The 18,580-nt window shown below is 43.1% G+C and carries 14 protein-coding genes and 7 tRNA genes; 9 read left to right on the top strand and 12 right to left on the bottom strand.

Going from position 1 to position 18,580, the window contains the following annotated elements; all coding sequences use genetic code 11:
- Positions 1-9: 9 nt before the first annotated feature.
- The 9 genes from LG368_RS00995 to LG368_RS00950 all read right to left on the bottom strand — a co-directional run bounded on the left by LG368_RS00995 (position 10) and on the right by LG368_RS00950 (position 4,317).
- Positions 10-1,005, bottom strand: a complete 996-nt coding sequence (locus LG368_RS00995) for an iron chelate uptake ABC transporter family permease subunit (protein WP_226752861.1) — start codon at positions 1,003-1,005, stop codon at positions 10-12.
- Complete coding sequence (locus LG368_RS00990; RefSeq protein WP_226752860.1) at positions 998-1,954, bottom strand: ABC transporter permease; 957 nt, start codon at positions 1,952-1,954, stop codon at positions 998-1,000. The genes LG368_RS00995 and LG368_RS00990 overlap by 8 nt, the downstream gene beginning before the upstream one ends.
- A gap of 88 nt (positions 1,955-2,042) precedes the next feature.
- Complete coding sequence (locus tag LG368_RS00985; protein WP_226752859.1) at positions 2,043-2,960, bottom strand: siderophore ABC transporter substrate-binding protein; 918 nt, start codon at positions 2,958-2,960, stop codon at positions 2,043-2,045.
- A 715-nt stretch (positions 2,961-3,675) separates the two neighbouring features.
- Positions 3,676-3,751, bottom strand: a tRNA-Val gene (locus LG368_RS00975).
- Between the two features lie 26 nt (positions 3,752-3,777).
- A tRNA-Asp gene (locus tag LG368_RS00970) sits at positions 3,778-3,854 on the bottom strand.
- Between the two features lie 53 nt (positions 3,855-3,907).
- A tRNA-Val gene (locus LG368_RS00965) sits at positions 3,908-3,983 on the bottom strand.
- A 26-nt stretch (positions 3,984-4,009) separates the two neighbouring features.
- Positions 4,010-4,086, bottom strand: a tRNA-Asp gene (locus tag LG368_RS00960).
- 53 nt (positions 4,087-4,139) lie between these two features.
- A tRNA-Val gene (locus tag LG368_RS00955) sits at positions 4,140-4,215 on the bottom strand.
- 25 nt (positions 4,216-4,240) lie between these two features.
- A tRNA-Asp gene (locus LG368_RS00950) sits at positions 4,241-4,317 on the bottom strand.
- Between the two features lie 319 nt (positions 4,318-4,636).
- Here LG368_RS00950 and yiaY point away from each other — a divergent pair.
- The 9 genes from yiaY to LG368_RS00910 all read left to right on the top strand — a co-directional run bounded on the left by yiaY (position 4,637) and on the right by LG368_RS00910 (position 13,843).
- Positions 4,637-5,785, top strand: a complete 1,149-nt coding sequence (gene yiaY, locus LG368_RS00945) for an L-threonine dehydrogenase (RefSeq protein ID WP_226752858.1) — start codon at positions 4,637-4,639, stop codon at positions 5,783-5,785.
- A gap of 160 nt (positions 5,786-5,945) precedes the next feature.
- On the top strand, positions 5,946-6,512 hold the full coding sequence (locus LG368_RS00940) for a nitroreductase family protein (RefSeq protein ID WP_226752857.1): 567 nt from the start codon (positions 5,946-5,948) through the stop codon (positions 6,510-6,512).
- A gap of 95 nt (positions 6,513-6,607) precedes the next feature.
- A tRNA-Ser gene (locus LG368_RS00935) sits at positions 6,608-6,695 on the top strand.
- Positions 6,696-6,869: 174 nt separating this feature from the next.
- A complete protein-coding gene (locus LG368_RS15560) occupies positions 6,870-7,130 on the top strand; it encodes a DinB/UmuC family translesion DNA polymerase (protein WP_338086291.1) in 261 nt (86 codons plus the stop codon).
- Positions 7,127-7,192: a DUF4113 domain-containing protein gene (locus LG368_RS15605; protein ID WP_226753020.1), complete on the top strand. Its 66-nt coding sequence runs from the start codon at positions 7,127-7,129 to the stop codon at positions 7,190-7,192. The genes LG368_RS15560 and LG368_RS15605 overlap by 4 nt, the downstream gene beginning before the upstream one ends.
- 124 nt (positions 7,193-7,316) lie before the next feature.
- Positions 7,317-8,303, top strand: coding sequence for a Fic family protein (locus LG368_RS00925; RefSeq protein WP_226752856.1), 987 nt, complete (start codon positions 7,317-7,319; stop codon positions 8,301-8,303).
- A gap of 380 nt (positions 8,304-8,683) precedes the next feature.
- Positions 8,684-10,078: a Na+/H+ antiporter NhaC gene (gene nhaC / locus LG368_RS00920; protein WP_226752855.1), complete on the top strand. Its 1,395-nt coding sequence runs from the start codon at positions 8,684-8,686 to the stop codon at positions 10,076-10,078.
- A 165-nt stretch (positions 10,079-10,243) separates the two neighbouring features.
- Positions 10,244-11,497, top strand: a complete 1,254-nt coding sequence (locus tag LG368_RS00915) for a YeeE/YedE family protein (protein WP_226752854.1) — start codon at positions 10,244-10,246, stop codon at positions 11,495-11,497.
- A gap of 291 nt (positions 11,498-11,788) precedes the next feature.
- A complete protein-coding gene (locus LG368_RS00910; RefSeq protein WP_226753019.1) occupies positions 11,789-13,843 on the top strand; it encodes a TonB-dependent receptor domain-containing protein in 2,055 nt (684 codons plus the stop codon).
- Positions 13,844-13,991: 148 nt separating this feature from the next.
- Here the strand turns inward: LG368_RS00910 and LG368_RS00905 are convergent, their stop codons facing one another.
- From LG368_RS00905 to LG368_RS00895, 3 genes are all read right to left on the bottom strand, one after another.
- Positions 13,992-14,852 (bottom strand): NAD(P)-dependent oxidoreductase, encoded by an 861-nt coding sequence (locus LG368_RS00905; RefSeq protein WP_226752853.1) that lies wholly within the window; start codon positions 14,850-14,852, stop codon positions 13,992-13,994.
- 325 nt (positions 14,853-15,177) lie between these two features.
- Complete coding sequence (locus tag LG368_RS00900) at positions 15,178-17,361, bottom strand: EAL domain-containing protein (RefSeq protein WP_226752852.1); 2,184 nt, start codon at positions 17,359-17,361, stop codon at positions 15,178-15,180.
- Positions 17,362-17,473: 112 nt separating this feature from the next.
- Entirely contained in the window at positions 17,474-18,580 is a 1,107-nt protein-coding gene (locus LG368_RS00895; RefSeq protein WP_226752851.1) for a DUF1513 domain-containing protein, read from the bottom strand.

Below are 18,580 nucleotides of genomic sequence, written 5' to 3'. Positions count from 1 at the left end.
GTTTAGCCTTTAATCCAGTTTGTTTTTCATCAAAAGGTATAAGAAATAACTACCACCAATAAAGTTGATGATGACGCTAATGGTAGTGTTAAAGTCGAATAAATTTTCTATAACCCATTGGCCTCCGACGAGCAAAACGATGGAAAGAATAGCGCTCGCTATCATTAAAAAACGATGCTTGAAGCTAGAAAATAACTGGCGAGTCAGCGCTACAACAATAAGCCCAAAAAAGAGTATCGGGCCAATGAGTGCTGTTGAGATGGACACCATGATGGTGATCACAAGCATGACTTGCATGGTCAGTCTATGGGTGTTTACCCCTAAACTTTTTGCGTTTTCTGCACCTAGCCACATTACATCGAGTTTATTAGACAACCTTAAAAGGTAAACGCAGCAAAAAAAGATTGGGATAAGGCACCAATAGACGAGTTCTGAATTGATATTGTTAAAGCTTGCAAACATGGAGCCTTGGATAAAAGTAAATTCATCGGGGTTTATAACCATGGTGAAAAACCCCGTAATGCTGCTAAACAAGCTGCTTAACACAACTCCAACAAGCAGTAGGGTAAAAATATTGCGAGGGCGTCCACTAAAGTAGAAATGAAATAGCGTCATGGCGCTTACTATCATGATGCTGGTTGCAATCAGGAAGTTTAATTTGCTGTCCGTAATCACCATACTAAAACCACCAAAGGCCACCACAAGCAATACCTGAATCATCACATAGAGTGAGTCAAAGCCCAGTATGGAGGGGGTGAGGATTCGATTGGTCGTAATGGTTTGAAAAATCAGTGAGGAAGAGGCAATGGCGATGGCGGCCAATGTGATGGCCAAAATCTTAGGGATACGGCGAGATAAAAAGAATTCGTAGTTGTCTGCGGTTAAGCCTTTTCCTAAGAATACAGCGCAAATGGCGATGGCTAGCGCTGCTAATATCATCAGCTTTACCGTATCGCCTTTTATTAAAGGATGGTTGGACAAGCTTTTGGGCGTTAGGTTAGGCATTCGACTTGTCTCGTAAAATTAAGCAGATGAACACAATGCCGCCTAAGATGCTGATAATCATGGAGATAGGGATTTCGTATGGGAAAATAATTAAGCGCCCAATAATGTCACAAGCCAGTACGAGTAAAACGCCGAGATAGGCGGTCCAAGGTAAATTTCGACTCATGTTGTCGCCAATAAACAAGGAGACGATGTTAGGGACGATTAACCCTAGGAAGGGAATCATACCGACAATCATAACAATGGAAGAAGACAGTATTGCCACTAACATCACGCCAATTATGATAATACGTTGGTAATTTAGACCAATGTTTTTTGCGAAGTTTTCTCCTACACTGGCTGCGCTAAATTTGTTGGCGTAAACGTAGGCCAATAAAGAGACTGGGAGTGCAATATAAAGAAACTCATAGTTGCCTTGAAGTACAGAGGCGAAGTTGGCTACTGTCCATGAGCCGAGTGTCTGAACTAAGTCATATTTGTACGCAATAAAGGTGGTTAATGCTGAGACAATATTGCCGTACATGATGCCAATAAGCGGCACCATGATGGTGTTTTTAAATTTTAAGCGTTGTAAAAAACGTACGAATAACAGCGTACCAAAAACAGAAAAAGCAAAGATGGTTAGTAGATGAATCCATCCACCCATATTTGAAAAAGCAATGAGTGCCACCATATAGCCCAGCATGGCCCAATCAATCGTGCCTGTCGTAGAGGGCGCTGCAAAACGGTTTTGCACGATTTGTTGCATGATGAGTCCGGCGATACTGAGTCCGGCGCCAGCCAACATGATGGCGAGTAAACGGGGCAGTCGACTGGTCAGCAGAATATTGGTTGCTTGGCTGTCGCCAGAGAAAACAGCACTAAAAGAAAAGTGTGCGACGCCGACCGAAAGAGACGTGACTGCCAACAGGACTAACAGTAGTGCGGCGAAAAGATGGATTGGTTTCATATAGAATCAAAAGTATGGGGGGGCAAAAACGTAAATAGCCAGATAAACCATGCATCATGGTATATCTGGCTAGCACTCAATGATGAGATTAATTATAAGCTTTCATTAAATCATCAATCATTACGTTTGTTGAGTGATAACCGCCTGAAGACAAGTACCAAGCAACAGGATCAATATACGTGATACGTTCATTTTTTGCTGCAGGTGTTGATTCAACAAGGTTGTTTGCAAACATTTCTTTTGCTTTACCTGTTGCTCTGCCAATGGCTTGGTCACGGTCTAATACCAATAAAACATCTGGTTGTGCATCGGCGATGTATTCAAAGGAGATGAGATCGCCGTGTGTACGGGATTCGGCTTCTACATTCACCGATTTCGATGTTTTAAATCCTGCTTCCTGATACACAAAAGAGAAGCGGCTAATAGGGCCAAATGATGTGATATTGCCACCGTTGCTCATAACCGTCATGGCTTTTAGTGGAGTGGCTGTGCTTTTTGATTTTAACGCATCGATTTTGGTTTGTACGTTAGAAATAAGCTCTTTACCTCTCTCTTCTTTGTCGAAAATTTCACTAAGGTTATTCCAGTGATGCTTAGTGGTTTCCCAGTAATTTTGACTGTCAATTTTATACATGTAGACAGGTGCAATATCGTTCAAATCTTTATAAAGGGCTGCCATGCGAGCTTCAGCAATAATCAGATCAGGCTTTAATGTAAAAAGTGTTTCATAGTTGGCTTCTTGAAGGCTGCCGGTATTGGTGTATTTATCTGCTTTGTATTTTGCTAAGTTTTCAGGCAGTAATTTCTTTGGTATCGCTATAGGCTCGATACCTAGCACGTTGACAAAATCGAGGCTACCAAAACCCAGTACGATGACACGTTGCGGGACATTATCAATATCAATAGTACCAAGGCTGTGTTGGTATGTTTTCGCGATTGCTGATGTCGTTCCTACAGCCATAAGAGTGAAGCTGAAAAGTAACGTTTTTAAGTGTTTAGATGGCATCACATAGCCCTTTTAAAAATTGACATATCAATAGTTTTTGAGAATAGTTTTTAATCACGTTAAGGTTATCATAATGGGAAAGAGCGTCAATGAAAGGTTCTTTAAGCTTTGTTAAAGAAATAATGATGGAGCTCAACGTGAGGTGTTTTTGAGTTTAACAACAAATGTCGTAAAACACGCAAAAAGATTTTCTTGACTCGAATAGATAACCTGATGCCGTGTGATCGGCTTGAAGCGGTGATTGAGTCCTTCTATCCAAAAGCTGGGAAAGAAAAACCGTACCCTTTGTCGGCACTTTCTATAATGTGTTTGTTCCGGGCAATACCAGCTCCATGTCTATGGAGTTTCCAGTTCGGTTTGAATATTTGTGTATTCTAAGGAATACTTGACGACAAGGTTTTTGGCTAATGTGCCGATTTTGACCAACAGAAAGTTTGTAACCACAAACGTCATGATTTTTTTTCAGACCAAAACAAGCGAAAGTCAAAAAGCACCCACAAAATAAGAAAAGTGGCTGTTTTATAGAAAATAAAGAGAGATAGTATATTAGGAATGATCACGCAGTGGTCAAAGATTCGCCACATAATAAATTTAGTCAAGTCTAAATTTTTTAGTTAACAGAGAAAAGAAAAAAATTTAGAATATTTATAAATATGAAATTCTTATTTATCAACTATTTAGATATAGTTAGTGGAAGATAAAAAATAATAAGAACTGGTGGGTGTGGAGAGGTTCGAACTCCCGACATTCGCCTTGTAAGGGCGACGCTCTCCCAACTGAGCTACACACCCAACTCGTTGTTTTACCATTATAAAAATGGCGGAATGGACGGGACTCGAACCCGCGACCCCCTGCGTGACAGGCAGGTATTCTAACCAACTGAACTACCACTCCAACACATTCTAGGACTCTTGTTTATCAATTAAATAAACCCACTGTCTAGTTAGTGGTGGGTGTGGAGAGGTTCGAACTCCCGACATTCGCCTTGTAAGGGCGACGCTCTCCCAACTGAGCTACACACCCAACTCGCTGTTTTGCCATTATAAAAATGGCGGAATGGACGGGACTCGAACCCGCGACCCCCTGCGTGACAGGCAGGTATTCTAACCAACTGAACTACCACTCCAACACATTCTAGGACTCCTATTTACCTTTTAAGTAAACCCACTGTCTAGTTAGTGGTGGGTGTGGAGAGGTTCGAACTCCCGACATTCGCCTTGTAAGGGCGACGCTCTCCCAACTGAGCTACACACCCAACTCATAGTTTGCCATTATAAAAATGGCGGAATGGACGGGACTCGAACCCGCGACCCCCTGCGTGACAGGCAGGTATTCTAACCAACTGAACTACCACTCCATACAAATTAAACCATACTAAACAATGACTTAATTTTTTTCTTCAAGTCATAACTGCTTTAAATAAAAACTTAAAACGGCTACCCCGTGAAGACGAAGCGCATATTACACTAACAAAATGAAAAGTCGAATCTTTTTTTTAAAAAATGTTAAAAAGCAGTCAAGTTACTTTTACGCGGGTAAAGATCATTAAAGAAGTGATACGGATAACTCGGGCTAATATGGCCAAAATTTGAGATATGTCATGATTTATTTAGTGAAAGGGTGTAAAACTATCTGAGTGGTTGGAGTAACCACAAAAACAACAAGGAGAAAGCACTATGAGCAGTACATTTTATATCCCTGCAGTTAACATCATGGGTGAAGGCGCACTAAATGATGCTATTTCACAGATTGAGAACTTTGGTTTTAAACAAGTATTAATTGTTACCGATCCAGGAATGACCAAGCTTGGTGTAACCGATGAAGTAAAAGGGTTGCTAGAAGAGCGTAATATACAAAGCGCCGTATTTGACGGTGTGCAGCCAAATCCAACCGTTAATAACGTCAATGCAGGTCTTGACGTATTACACGCGAATAAATGTGATTGTGTTGTGTCTTTGGGTGGTGGGTCTGCTCATGACTGTGCGAAAGGGATTGCTTTGGTGGCTACTAACGGTGGTCACATCAGTGATTACGAAGGGGTTGACGTCTCTAAAAAAGCACAGCTGCCACTTATTAGTATCAACACAACAGCAGGTACCGCTTCTGAAATGACGCGCTTCTGTATCATTACGGACCAAGACCGTCATATTAAAATGGCCATTGTTGATCAAAATGTAACACCATTGTTATCTGTTAACGATCCTCGACTAATGGCTGGTATGCCAGCGTCGTTGACCGCTGCAACGGGTATGGACGCGTTGACCCACGCTGTCGAAGCTTATGTATCAACAGCGGCAGACCCCATTACCGATGCATGTGCTATTAAAGCGATTGAGTTGATTAGAGATAATCTTCACGAAGCTGTCCACAATGGTACTAACATGGTAGCTCGTGAAAACATGGCTTACGCTCAGTTCTTAGCTGGAATGGCGTTTAACAATGCGTCGCTCGGTTACGTACATGCCATGGCGCATCAATTGGGTGGTTTTTACGACTTGCCTCATGGTGTTTGTAACGCGGTCTTATTACCACATGTGCAGCGTTATAACACACAAGTGGCTGCGCCACGATTAAAGGTCATTGGTACCGCATTGGGTGTTAATGCCGTTGACTTGTCAGATAAGGAAGGGGCGGATGCTGCGATTGCTGCGATCGTTTCTTTATCACAAAGCGTGAACATACCCGCTGGTTTAACAGATCTTGGTGCTAAAGAAGAAGACTTTGCAACCTTGGCAACAAACGCTATGAAAGACGCTTGTGGTTTTACAAATCCGATTCAACCTACTCATGAAGAGGTTGTCGCTATCTTCAAAGCGGCTATGTAAACAAAACACGGCTTTTACTAGGAGAAATCTTAGTTAAAGTGTTAAAAACCGAATGCAGCACCCGACATTAGAGGGGGCTCATTCGGTTTTTTGTTTTGTTGAAGCGGTTCATGAATCTTTATACTATCTTCACAGGGCATCATTATTTAGGAGACAGTCAATGGGTCAGGAATTTATCGAATTTATGCGTAATCGTGTGTCGCATGCCGCGCTTGAGGCGCCGTCACCTTCTGAAGACGAATGGCGAGGTATTTTGAGCGCTGCGTCACGCGCGGCCGATCATGGAAATTTGAAACCGTGGCGCTTTCGTATCTTTGAAGGAGAAGGGCGTAATGCATTGGGGCAAGTCTATTGGCAACATGCGTTGTCAGAAGTAGCGTCTCTTCCAAAAGACAAAGAAGACGCTTTTGTACGCAAAGCGTTTCGGTCACCTGCGGTGTTGCTTATTTATGCCCATATACAAGACCACCCTAAAGTGCCGGCGATTGAGCAAATCATGGCGGCATCGGCTGTGGCTCAGCAAGTACTGCTTGGTGTCGACGCCCTTGGTTACGGTGCAATATGGCGAAGTGGTCCTGCTTGCTTTACAGAGAAAACAAAAGAGCTACTGGCATTAGAAGCAAACGATCAAATCATTGGTCTAATTTATATCGGCACCCCTAAAAATGCCGTTGAATCTAAACCTGACGTCGACATTGATTCCTTGTTAACCTGGGTAAAGGATTAATTTTAAACGCGAAATTAAAAAACGTATTGCAATCATAAAGCATCGTGATTATTATACGCCACACAAATTAAGCGCTAGGGAAAGTGACTTATTACGGTGGGTTGTCCGAGTGGCCGAAGGAGCACGCCTGGAAAGCGTGTATGTCGAAAGGCATCAAGAGTTCGAATCTCTTACCCACCGCCATTATCCCTCTAGAATCATGGGTTACAGAGTGTTTCTAGAATTTGTACATCAAAAAGTACATCAATAGAAACCGAATAGATTAGCTTCTGTTCGTTTTTTTTGTGTCTAATCCTTCTTCAATGTATGCACTTTTTATAAATTTTTCTATTATATCGTTCTTTTTAACCCCTATGTCTGCACAGTTGGTTTAAACCTTTTTTAACAGACAATACAAGAGACCTATTAGAAGTCACCGAAGCAATCTTTCAGCAGATTTATAGGGAAGGTTTTCGCTATGCCAAAGCCGGTGTCATCCTCTCTGGCTTTTATGAGTATGGAACATTCCAAGAAGACTTGTTTCGACCATCATCAAGTAACGCCCATTTCCGTATAAGCCACAGCGGACTGGGGGCGTATTCTTTGCTTCACAAGATGTTTCACCAGCCTGGGCAATGAAGCGAGAGTACCTGTTACCAAGCTACACTACAAAATGGCAAGATCTACCAAAGGTCTGGTGAGAATAAGGTGCTGTTGTCTACAAAAGACTAAAGAATTTATTTCTTATCAATGATTTAATTATAAAATCAAACATGAAATAGCATAAAATCATCGCTACCGCTTAAAAATAGGAACAGCTTTCATATGCCGTATTCGCCACCATTTGAACTAACACACTCCATGATACGTTTGGTTGCTGAAATTTCTCAGCAAGTAGGTGAGTGGACGGCAACGAATAAAGATAAGCTTGTTCCTAAGTTAAGAAAAGAAAACCGCATACGTACTATCCAGGCTTCTCTTGCCGTTGAACAGAATACTTTATCGTTAGAGCAAGTTACCGCTCTAGTTGATGGTAAGGCTGTCCTTGGTTCACCAAAAGAGATTCAAGAAGTTCATAACGCCTTCGCTGTTTATGAATCGATGGATAAATGGAATGAAACAAGTGGTGATGACTTGCTTAAAGCGCATGCCATTATGATGAAAGGGCTGCTAACGGACGCCGGACAATGGCGTAATGGTGGTGCTGGTATCTACCGTGGCGATCAATTAGTTCATATGGCACCACCAGCGAACCAAGTCCCTCGACTCATGATTCAACTAATGGATTGGTTGAAAAAGACTGATGCACATCCTCTAATTGCCTCTGCAGCATTTCACTATGAATTCGAATTTATTCACCCGTTTAGTGATGGAAATGGCCGTATAGGACGTTTTTGGCAAACATTAGTATTAAAACGCTGGCATCCTTTGCTTGCCTTTTTGCCAGTAGAAACAGTTATCAAAGCAAGGCAAGAAGAATACTATCATTCACTTCGAGAAGCAGACGCCAAATCTGATTGCAGTGTTTTTATTGAGTTTTTGTTATCTGCTATTAACGAGTCACTTACAGAAGCAATTCAGTCAGAAGAAAAAACGCGGGTAGAAATGAAGGATAAAACGCGGGTAAAAACAGCAGATCAAATACTAGAAGTTTTAAAAGAATCTCCAAGCTTAGCTCTTGTCGATGTTGCTAATCAAATCGGTCGTTCTGTGAGTGCTGTAGAGCGTGCGGTTTCAAAGTTAAAGCATGAAGGGCGCTTGGAGTACGAAGGCCCTAAGAAAAATGGTGTGTGGGTGGTTAGAGAGATCTAGTATGACTGAATGATATTTGTAACGTGCTAGCTAAGCAGTCTCTTTAAACCAATCTTCCATAAGTAGTCTTCTTTTTTGTAACAAATCCCCACGCTGGTAGGCGTCCTTTACTTGGGCTTTCAGCCTATGTGCTAGGGCATGCTTAATAGCTTCTTTAGGAACGAAAGCCATGCTTAGTTCGAAGAAAAGTGTTTTTTTAGAAGTTTCCACTGTCTAGCAAACTCTGGGAAGTCCATTCACATTGGGCCATGTTATGTCTGTCAGTGACTTGGTTTTTTACCCGATTTAACATATAAAAAATCTTAATTAGTTTTTGTCTATATAAAGCTTTTTTTTACTGTTATTCTGATGTCCCTGTTTCAGCATTTAAGGAAGCGCTGATGAATAAATCGAGTCATACCCCGTCGTTTACCCACTCTTTACTAACCTTTCTGCTTATTGTTGCTGTTATTGGTATAGGCTTGTTCTATCTAAAAGCCAGTCTTCACAGTCTTATGTTGATTTCACTGATCATTGCTGGTGTGAGCGCGTTCCGATTGAGTGAAAATGGTTTCACTGGCATTCGAGACGCGATGAATAAGGGTATTTTTAAAGCGCTGCCAGCTTTGTATATTTTCATTCTGATTGGCGTATTAATCGCTGCGTTTATTCAAAGTGGAACCGTCGCATCCCTTATCTACTATGGGTTAAATATCATATCCCCCGCTATTTTCCTTCCCGCTGGGTTGATTCTTTGTAGTTTTATGTCTGTTGCAACGGGAACCAGTTGGGGGACGGTCGGAACAGCAGGGGTTGTGTTGATGGGAATTGGTGAAGTGATGGGCATACCCTTACCCATCGTGGCGGGTATGGTGATTTCAGGGGCGTGTTTCGGCGATAAAATGTCGCCAGTTTCAGATACTACGAACCTGGCTGCTATGTCTTCCGGCACCGACCTTTATGGTCACATAAAGAGCATGTTAGTCACTACGTTACCAACCTACCTTATTTCTCTGGTTATTTTTGCCTTTGTAGGGCTGCAATATGCCAGTCAGCCCTTACCAAGTGCAACCCTCGAAGCCATGTTGTTAGGGATTAAAAACACGTACACAGTGTCTTTTCTTTGTTTACTGCCATTTATTGTGATGCTCGTAATGAGCTTTAAAAAAATCAGTGCAGAAGTCTCGATGTTAAGTGCTGCAATTGTTGCGGTGATCATTGCCATTGTTGTGCAGGGTGCGAACTTCACTGAAGTATTAAACGCTCTGTATTCGGGCGGCACATTTGAAACAGGAATAGACACGCTTAATAACTTATTTTCTAGAGGGGGCATATCATCAATGATGTGGACCTTCTCTCTGGCGGTTATGGCGCTTGCCTTGGGTGGAATCCTAAGTCATTTTGGTTTTTTATTGGTACTGATCAGCACTATTTTGGTTAACGTTAAACGTGCTTCAACACTGGTTGCGACCACCATTATCAGTTGTTTTATTGGCAACATGACAATGGGCGAAGCCTATATGACCATCATTTTAGGAGGGCAATTATATTCAAAAGCCTACGATGATCATGGTTTGGATAGAAAGATGTTATCTCGCTCATTGGAGGAAGGCGCGACACTGACAACGGCTTTGATTCCATGGACAACCGGTGGGGCTTTTTTTGCTTCCACGCTTGGTGTCAGTGTGTTGGACTATGCACCATGGGCATTATTAAACTGGATCAACCCCTTGCTGTCTATTGTTCTCGCCATGCTTGGTATTGCGGTATTTCGTAGTGTGAAGAAGGTCAAGTAATAAGACACTATCCGATCGAGTAACTTCGCTATTAGCTTATGCAGATTTGGTATTAACCTTATCTTGTTGTTGCCTAGCGTTGCTTTAGAATGGCCGTTTTTTATGAATGCAGATATAAAATACTGCACTGTAAAAGACGTTTTGTCTAAAGGTCGGATAGTCATTATGAACACAAAAGAATACATTAGCGGCTTTTTGTTGCTCGCAATGGTAGTGGTAATTGGAAGTGTGGCGCTCGATTCGTCTATCTTTTTTAGGTTGATGATTGGTCTTGGCCTTGGTTATGCGTTAACTCGTTCCGCATTGGGTTTTGCGGGCAGTGTGAACAGAGCCATTCGTTCCGGCTCCACCCGTTTAATGCGTGCTTTGATGCTTATGTTCACCGTAACCGCCATTGCGTCAACGGCTTTTTTGTACAATCAAAACCCGCTTGATATGAATTTATGGGTCAACCCCATTAACGCCGGTTTGATCCTAGGCGGATTGATGTTTGGTTTTGGGATGTCTTTTGCAAGCTGCTGTGCGTCAGGCGTGTTGACCTATTTTTCGAGCAGTCTGATGCGTCCTGCACTTGTTTTGGCAAGCTTTGGCGGCGGTGTATTTCTTGGTTTTCCCATGCAAGCGCAAGAGAGCTGGATACGAGAAAGTGTTGTTTCAACCGCAACGTATGAAGGTAAAGGCGTCTATTTACCTGATCTTTTTGCCAACACACCGATGGATGGTTACTTGGGCGCTATCCTTTTAACCATCTTGTTTGCTGGAATCGTGAGTTGGTTGGCACACCGGTATGAGCGTAACCGCCGTTTAAACGACACTTATATAGGTGCGGCTTCTGAGAAAGAGCAAACAGACAACCTTCCTCATGATTTTGCTGCACACCCTTTCTTCAGCTTTAAAACATACGAGGCGTTATTTGTAAAACGCTGGTCAATGGGCATGGGCGTGGCTGCGATTGTTATTCTGTTTACTTTGCTGATGGGCGTAACAGGCTCGGGGTGGGGCGCATCAACACCTTTCGGTCTTTGGGTAGGACGCATCTTAATTGCTGTGGGTGTTGATCCTCTTGCCATTGCAGAGTTTACCCATAGACCTGTTGGGCAATTTACGATGCCTTTCTTTGATCATCCGGTTAATGTGCAAAATATGGGTATCATGCTCGGATCCATTGTGTCCCTATTATTGGGTGGACGCTTTGTGAAAGGCATGTCCCGACTTCGTCTAAGCGGTAGAGAAGCGGGCATGTTAATTATTGCTGGCTTAGCGATGGGACTTGGTACTCGTTTCGCCAATGGTTGTAACGTTGGTGCGTTGTTTACGCCTATCGCTAACTTTTCTTTGTCAGGCTGGGTCTTCTTGGTGGTTATGGTCGCAGGGGGAGTCGGAGGTAACTGGCTGGGTAAGCGTTTAAAACTGGCATAATACGTTACAAACAGACGGTTCTAGAGTGGGTGATTATGGCTTAATCACCCATGACTTCGATAAGTTGGACCTCACACTCTCTCCTTCGTTTCTATTTATAAGCACCTGCTTGGACATTTAACACGTTAAATGGCCTGGTGGGTGCTTTTTTGTGCGTCACCTTCTTTGATTATCATTGCTAAAAGAATGAATAATTTGACAATTTACTTATTGTTACGATATAACATTGCGAAATATCGTTATGTCTATTTTTTTAGTAAAGTTTTCACAAATTGGAGAGTGATTTTGAACATGAGTTACACGGTTCTATCAACAGCGTTGTCAGTGACATTTGCTGTTATGCCAGGGTTAGTTTTTGCGGAAGATCAGGGTGAGTGGACTGAGCTTGAGCCAGTCGTCGTTATGGGGCAACAGGAAGTGGGGTCAGAAAAAATTGATCTTGGGCAAAAGCAACTGCAACAAGCCAATTCCTTTTTTGACACATTGAAAAATGAGCCGTCTGTCGATGTTGCGGGTGGCGGTGCGTCAAATGCCAAACGTATTTATGTCAGAGGTGTAGAAAGCTCGACATTGGATATTACGCTTGATGGCGCGACGCAGGGTAAGAATATCTTCCAACATCGAGGTAATGAACTCGGCATTAACCCAGACATTTTGAAGGTTGTGGACGTTCAAACTGCCCCCGATGCCTCAAATGCCGGAGCACTCGGTGGCGCTTTATCGATGACGACGAAAGACGCTAAAGATTTTGTTGAAGATGACAAAACAAGTGGCGGTCGTGTTAAAGCGGGTTATAACAGTAACACACAATCTAAATTAGGTGCTTTAACCGCGTATAGTGTTTTTGATGAAGACTTTGGGGTGGTTTTTTCGGCCTCTGGTGTAAACAGTGAGAATTACGAAGACGGTAACGATCAAGAAATGTTGGGTACCGCGTATGACGACCGAAACTACTTTTTAAAATTTAACGCGGATGATATGAATGGTCATGACCTGTCAGCGACCTTCAATCAAAATTCCAACAGCGGTGAAATGCAATGGGGACGTACTGGTAGTGACAAAGGTCTTAATGTCGATCCAGCGTCACTTGAAGAGATTTCCTCTACCACCACAACGTATGGGCTTCAGCACCGTTACAGCGAAGGGCAACTTCTTAATCTCGACACCAATCTTTATTTTACCAACATCTTAGTGGATCGTGTGGATGCAGAAAATGAGTACGAGAATGACAATATTGGTTTAAAAGTACAAAATGTCTTTTATTTCGATACAAGCTCAATGAAAAGCGATTTAACCATTGGCTTTCAAATTGACGATGAATCCTCAACATCCGACCAAGAAACAGGCAGTACCTACAAAGATGAGAATGGCCTCGATGTAAATTCAGGCTACGCTCAGATCGACTCTGATAGTAAAGCATTGTTCTTGCAGGCGGTCACTTCCGTCAATGATTTTGATATTAGCTACGGTGTAAGGTGGGATGACTACAACTTAGAAACCGGGCTAGGAGAGGAGTCTGATAGTACGCTTTCACCCAACCTTGGTGTAAGTTATCAAATAAATCAACGATCAAATGTCTATGCAAACTACGGCCAAGCGTCGAGAATGACCGGAACCATTCCTTTTACGTGGATGATGCACGTTGCTGATGGCTACCGCTATTCCTCAGATCTAAAAGCTGAAAAATCGGCACGCTCTGAAATTGGTTACAACTTCACACAAGGCAGTTTATTCAAATCGAAAGACACCTTTATGTTTGAGGCCAGTATTTTTCGAACAGAAATTGATGATGTGATTCTATCGAAATCCGGTCTCACGAATAAAGGCGGTAAAACCAGCGTAGCGGGCGAAGCCGGTATTGCTCTGACGGACATGGTGAACAGTGATGAAACGAATATTTCAGAGGGCTATGAGCTTAAAGTGAGTTACTTCATTGATGATTATCATGCATCGATCGCTTATATGGACTTGGATACCAACACCACGATTGAGTCAGCGGGTGAGCCTCTCACCATTCGACGCATAGCGGGTTTTGATAGCAAAAAAGTTGTCCTTAATGCGGGAATGGAAGTGATGGAAGGTTTGACGCTAGACTACACCGTCACGGGTGTGGCAGGCATTGATAATGATCAGCTGAAAAGAGGTGGGTATGCTGTTCACGATATCAGTGCTATGTACCAACCCAGCCAGAACTCTCCTTGGGCCTTCTATGCGGCAGTTCATAATCTAACCAATAAATACTACGCTCCTCATACGACGCTTGTAGGTGGTGACTTTCAAACGAGTGACAATTACCGAAGAGAAGTTGGGCGTGATATCCGATTAAGTACGGAATATAAGTTCTAAACGACAGATTAACGGTTAGAGCGTAGTGCTTTTAGGTACTAAAAAAGTGGCGCTTATTCAAAACTGAATGAGAGCCACTTATGTCAAAGCCCAACACGTATCATGGTTAGATTACAAAACCATGATACGTTTATCTAAAACAGTCAGGCTATTTTACGGTTTTATAAATTGCAGCGATGTCTTCATCACCAAAGCCCGCTTTTAGCGCTTGCTTAAACGCTTCATTAGCAATGGCCGCGGTTGGCATAGGCTGGTCCAACTTATCACCAAGAGCCACTGCCAAGCGCATGTCTTTTTGCATGTGTTTTAATGGAAAGCTTGTGGTGTAGTTTTCATTAAGCAACATAGCGCCTTTGCCTGCAAACATCGGGTTTGCCATGGCGCCAGCACCGACAACATCCAAGATTTGATCACCTGTCAGACCGGCTTTAAGCCCCAAAGACAGCCCCTCACTGAAGATGCTTAGCATTCCGCCCATCATCATATTGACCACCAGCTTCATGTTAGCACCTTGGCCAACTTCACCTAAGTAGGGTGACATTTTTCCCATTACTTCAAAAGCGGGCAAGGCGTCTTGGTATAGAGATTCATCTCCCGCTGCCAATATGATCAAAGTACCGTCTTCTGCCGGTTTCTTTGTACCAGAAACTGGCGCCTCTAAGAAGCGACCGCCGGCTTGTGTGATAGCGCGAGCGATCGCCTGTGATGTGGTATCGTCCACTGTTGACATATCAATGTAACCACGGCCTTCACCAATCCCTGCTGCTACGCCTTCTTTGCCTTGGCAAATAGCAAGCGCTGCTTCTGGATCAGACACCATAGCAAAAGTTAGATCGCATTGTTCTGCTACTGCCTTGGGTGTGCTGCCGTGAGCGGCACCTAATGCGACGAGTTCGTCTGTTTTGGCAGGGTTGCGATTCCATACTGTGACATTAAATCCGGCTTTGATAAGATTAACGGCCATTGCTTTGCCCATAATTCCTAGGCCAAGAAAACCAATGCTCTTCATGTTATTTCTCTTCCTGTGTCAATGAATGTTGTTCAGTTTGTACGTTTAGAGGATGCGCACGATTTGCGTACGATAATCTCGAAATTTGCGTTTAAAACCATGAAAACACAGCTTCAAGCACTAGGCAATATCACCTCTTACATTGTGGCTGTTATGTTGAGTATTACACTGACTGTTTCTCTTGGTGTCTACAAATAAGGGAGCGCTTAGAAGACAAATGGCAAACGGATTATACAAACGAAGATGGCGACATTACTTATGATAACATCATGATCGCAGACGGTGATCGAGTTAATGAAATGCGGTTGGCTTTACTGCGTGACAGTCAATACACCATACGTAATGTCTTGGCTTTGGCACTGCCTTCTGCTGTCCATTCTGACATAGGAGAAGGTTTGGCGAAGTAGTAGCCTTGCAAGATAGTACACCCTAATGAGACCAATAAATCGGCTTGCTCTTTGGTTTCTATGCCTTCAGCAATGACGTCCATATTAAGGGAATTGGCCAGTGCCATGGTCGATTTTACAATATCCATGTGGCGCTGGTCATCCGGTAAGGGGGCAATAAAGCGACGGTCAATTTTTAAGATGTTGGCAGGTATGTCGATCAGCTGACCTAATGAGGCTTGCCCTGTACCAAAGTCATCAATCGCAATGGAGTAGCCGTATTGGGATAAACTTCTTAAGCGCTTATGAATCAAAGGGTTTGTCATTACCGGACTGGTCTCTGTTATTTCCAGCTCTAGCATGTCACTTAACCAAGGGTTGTCCGAGACCAATGACATCAGCAAAGCGAAGAACGCATCGTTCATCAGCTCTTGGCCCGCTAAGTTGAACGCGATCGGCGTGTGAACTTTCTCTTCATGCCAGTAAGTCAGTGTGCTAACCAGTTCCTTCACCATATTCTCTGCTAGCAAGGGGAGTAGCCCTAAGGTTTCAGCAATGCCAATAAAAATATTAGGGGGAATAAACTGACCATTATTGTTCCATCGAGACAGTGCTTCGAAAGAACGGATTTGGCCATCTGGTGTGACTTGAGGCTGTAGCCAAACTTCAATTTCTCGGTTTCTAATGGCCGTGCCGAGTGTTAAGCCAAGCGTGTGTTCTTCAAGTAGGCGTCTTTCTAAGCCTGGATCATAATAGGACAAACAGTCGGTTTTATCTGGGTATTCCAAAGCCATTTCACAGTGTTCAAGCAATTCTTCTGCGTTCTTTCCATCGGAGTGATAGTAGGCGATGCCGACTTGGTAATCCATGTTTAATGTATCCCCTTTGACCGTCACTTGATCTGGTAGGACAGACCGGATGAGGGTGGATAAATTCCGTTGCAACAAATACGCCTGCCCAACAGGCACGAAGCAGGCAAATTTAATGCCTCTTAAACGTCCCATTATGGCTTCATTCGACAGCTTATGCTTTAAACCACTGGTGAAGTCTTGAATAATCCGGTTTGCACTGTTTTTCCCATAACGTTTGTTCAGCAGTTTGAACTGACTAATGCGAATAATAAACATGGCACCAGTAAAGTGATCACTTTGCGCGGTAATTTTATCGTTTACCTGTTGGCAGAAATGCTTGCTGTTAGGTAATTGTGTCAAAGCATCGAAGTGGGCAAGACGACTGTGAGCCTGTTGAGAGCGAATCAATTCTTGTTGAGAGTTGGCCAATTTTTGCTGGACTGTTCGAAGTGTTGTGGTGTTCTGTAGGTTTAAAATAAGATAGTGACGGTAGGAAATCGCACTTTTTTTTACATCAATTTTGATACTGTTGTCATGCTTGAGCACGCATTCTGCTGAGTTGCCACGCCATTGTATTTTTGTCTTCTTTGCTTGGCTCGAATGTTGATTTTGATTCGAATGTTGAGCTGGCGTAAGCCAATCTGATAGCGTTGATCCGCTTAGGCTTTTGGTGGGTTTTGTGCGTCCACTTGAAGGGGAACAAAGCAAGTCCATTGCGAGCTGGTTAGCTCTCAATATTTTACCTGATTTATCACACAGTAGAGAGGGCGTGCCTGTGTGTTGGAAAAAAGCTTCGTATAAGTTGCTGTTGTCTGTTAGACGTTGCTGTAGGGAGGTAATCTTTTGCGTGTTGTCCTCTAGCTTTTTAATAATCTGCGAGGCGACAACAGGCAAAATAAAGCTTAATGCGGTCAGTATCAAGGTTTGGATATAAAACGCTGCGGTATCCAACTGGTTATGACTGATTGTTTGGTAAATAAAAGTACTGAGTAGTCCAATATTTAAGCAAACAGAGACCAAAGACGCTTTTGTGTTTATTAAGATCCGTGCAAAAACGGGCAGCAGAGATAAAAGGCTGATGGCAAAGGTACTGGCATAGCTGATCGTGTTTAGAAAAAGAATGGCAGCACTTGCGACGAACAAACTGACTAAGAAAATTAAAGAAGCGATTTTCCGATTTGTCTTTTGTTCGGATGATGTGGCGTGAACCTGCGTCCCTGTCTGAGAGGCCGATTTGTTAGGAAATAAACGTTGTATTAAATGAGTGTACACATCGATCTACTTCAATAATGAAAAAGTTGAGTCCACAAAAATGCAACTCAACTTTAAGACTACCTAAAAACGTGGGTCGTGACCACGTTTCAAATGACTTTTGTGTTTGTATTCAAACGTTTATTGCTCTCAAATGATTATCCCAATGGATGCCTGCATGTTTTTTAAGCACACTTGCGTCATTTGTGACGGGATTGTTCAGTAACTGTTTGCCGCTCCCGCTGGTAAGCAAGAACTGATGAGGTGTCTCTGTGGCAACGAGTCCGCAAACATCTCGACAGTTTTCTACCCCTAAGAAGGTTTTTGACTCTACGTGCCAGTAGGCAACAAAACCGCCCCTAGGCGTACTGATGGCCAGTATTTCGCCTGATTGATCAAAGCAAACACTGCCGCAATATTGATTGAAACGTACCCTGACATTTTCAGGAATGGGCAAATAAACCAATTCTGTTTGATCGACACGGGAAAGTGCCACCAAGGGTACTTGATCCCATATTTCACCCTGATACTGAAAACCCAGCGCAACATCCCCTTTTGAGTTGACATCAAGGTGGCGAATGCTCAATTGATGCAGTGATGCGTCATTTTCCGCTTGATGTAATACCTTGCCATCGCTGAGTGATAAATAGGTGACATTGGGCTTCATAGTGTCCAGATTCAAAATATCTCTGTCTTCATCTGGGTGCGTCATGAGGCCGCCATTGGCAATCACTAAAACGTTGTCATTTAGGAACACGGACTCGTGAGGACCGATGCCGTTACTGCTGAATACGTTAAGAATTTGACCACTTGGCCATGCCCGTACAAAGATTTTACCTTGCCCCGTTGTGTAATGATTTTCCTGCGTGATCAGTCTTTTTCCGTCGCTTGTAAACAACGCATGCCCATAAAAATGGTGTTCTTGAGTCGGCTCAATACGTTGGATTCTTTGGTTGCTTGATACATCAAAGAAATCCATATAAAAACCAGGGCGGCGGGCCACAATACCGACGACGCTTTGGTTGGGGTGTATCACTGGTGCATGGGCTCTGTCTGTCAGAGGAGAAGACCATATCAACTCACCCTTGGCATCGAAAAGACCAAAGTAGTGTTCTGCTTTGCTCAGTGAATACGCAGAGGCATACAATTTATTATCTTGCGGGTTTTGCGCCATTGCCGCCCATGACGGTGCGCTCAGCGCTACACCGCCTAAGGCGAGGAAAGATCGCCTAGATAACAT

The sequence above is a fragment of the Marinomonas algarum genome, assembly GCF_020532605.1.
In the GTDB taxonomy this organism is placed as follows: Bacteria; Pseudomonadota; Gammaproteobacteria; order Pseudomonadales; family Marinomonadaceae; genus Marinomonas; species Marinomonas algarum.
The sequence above is the reverse complement of the archived record's forward strand: the minus strand, read 5'-3'. Positions and strand labels throughout refer to the sequence as shown.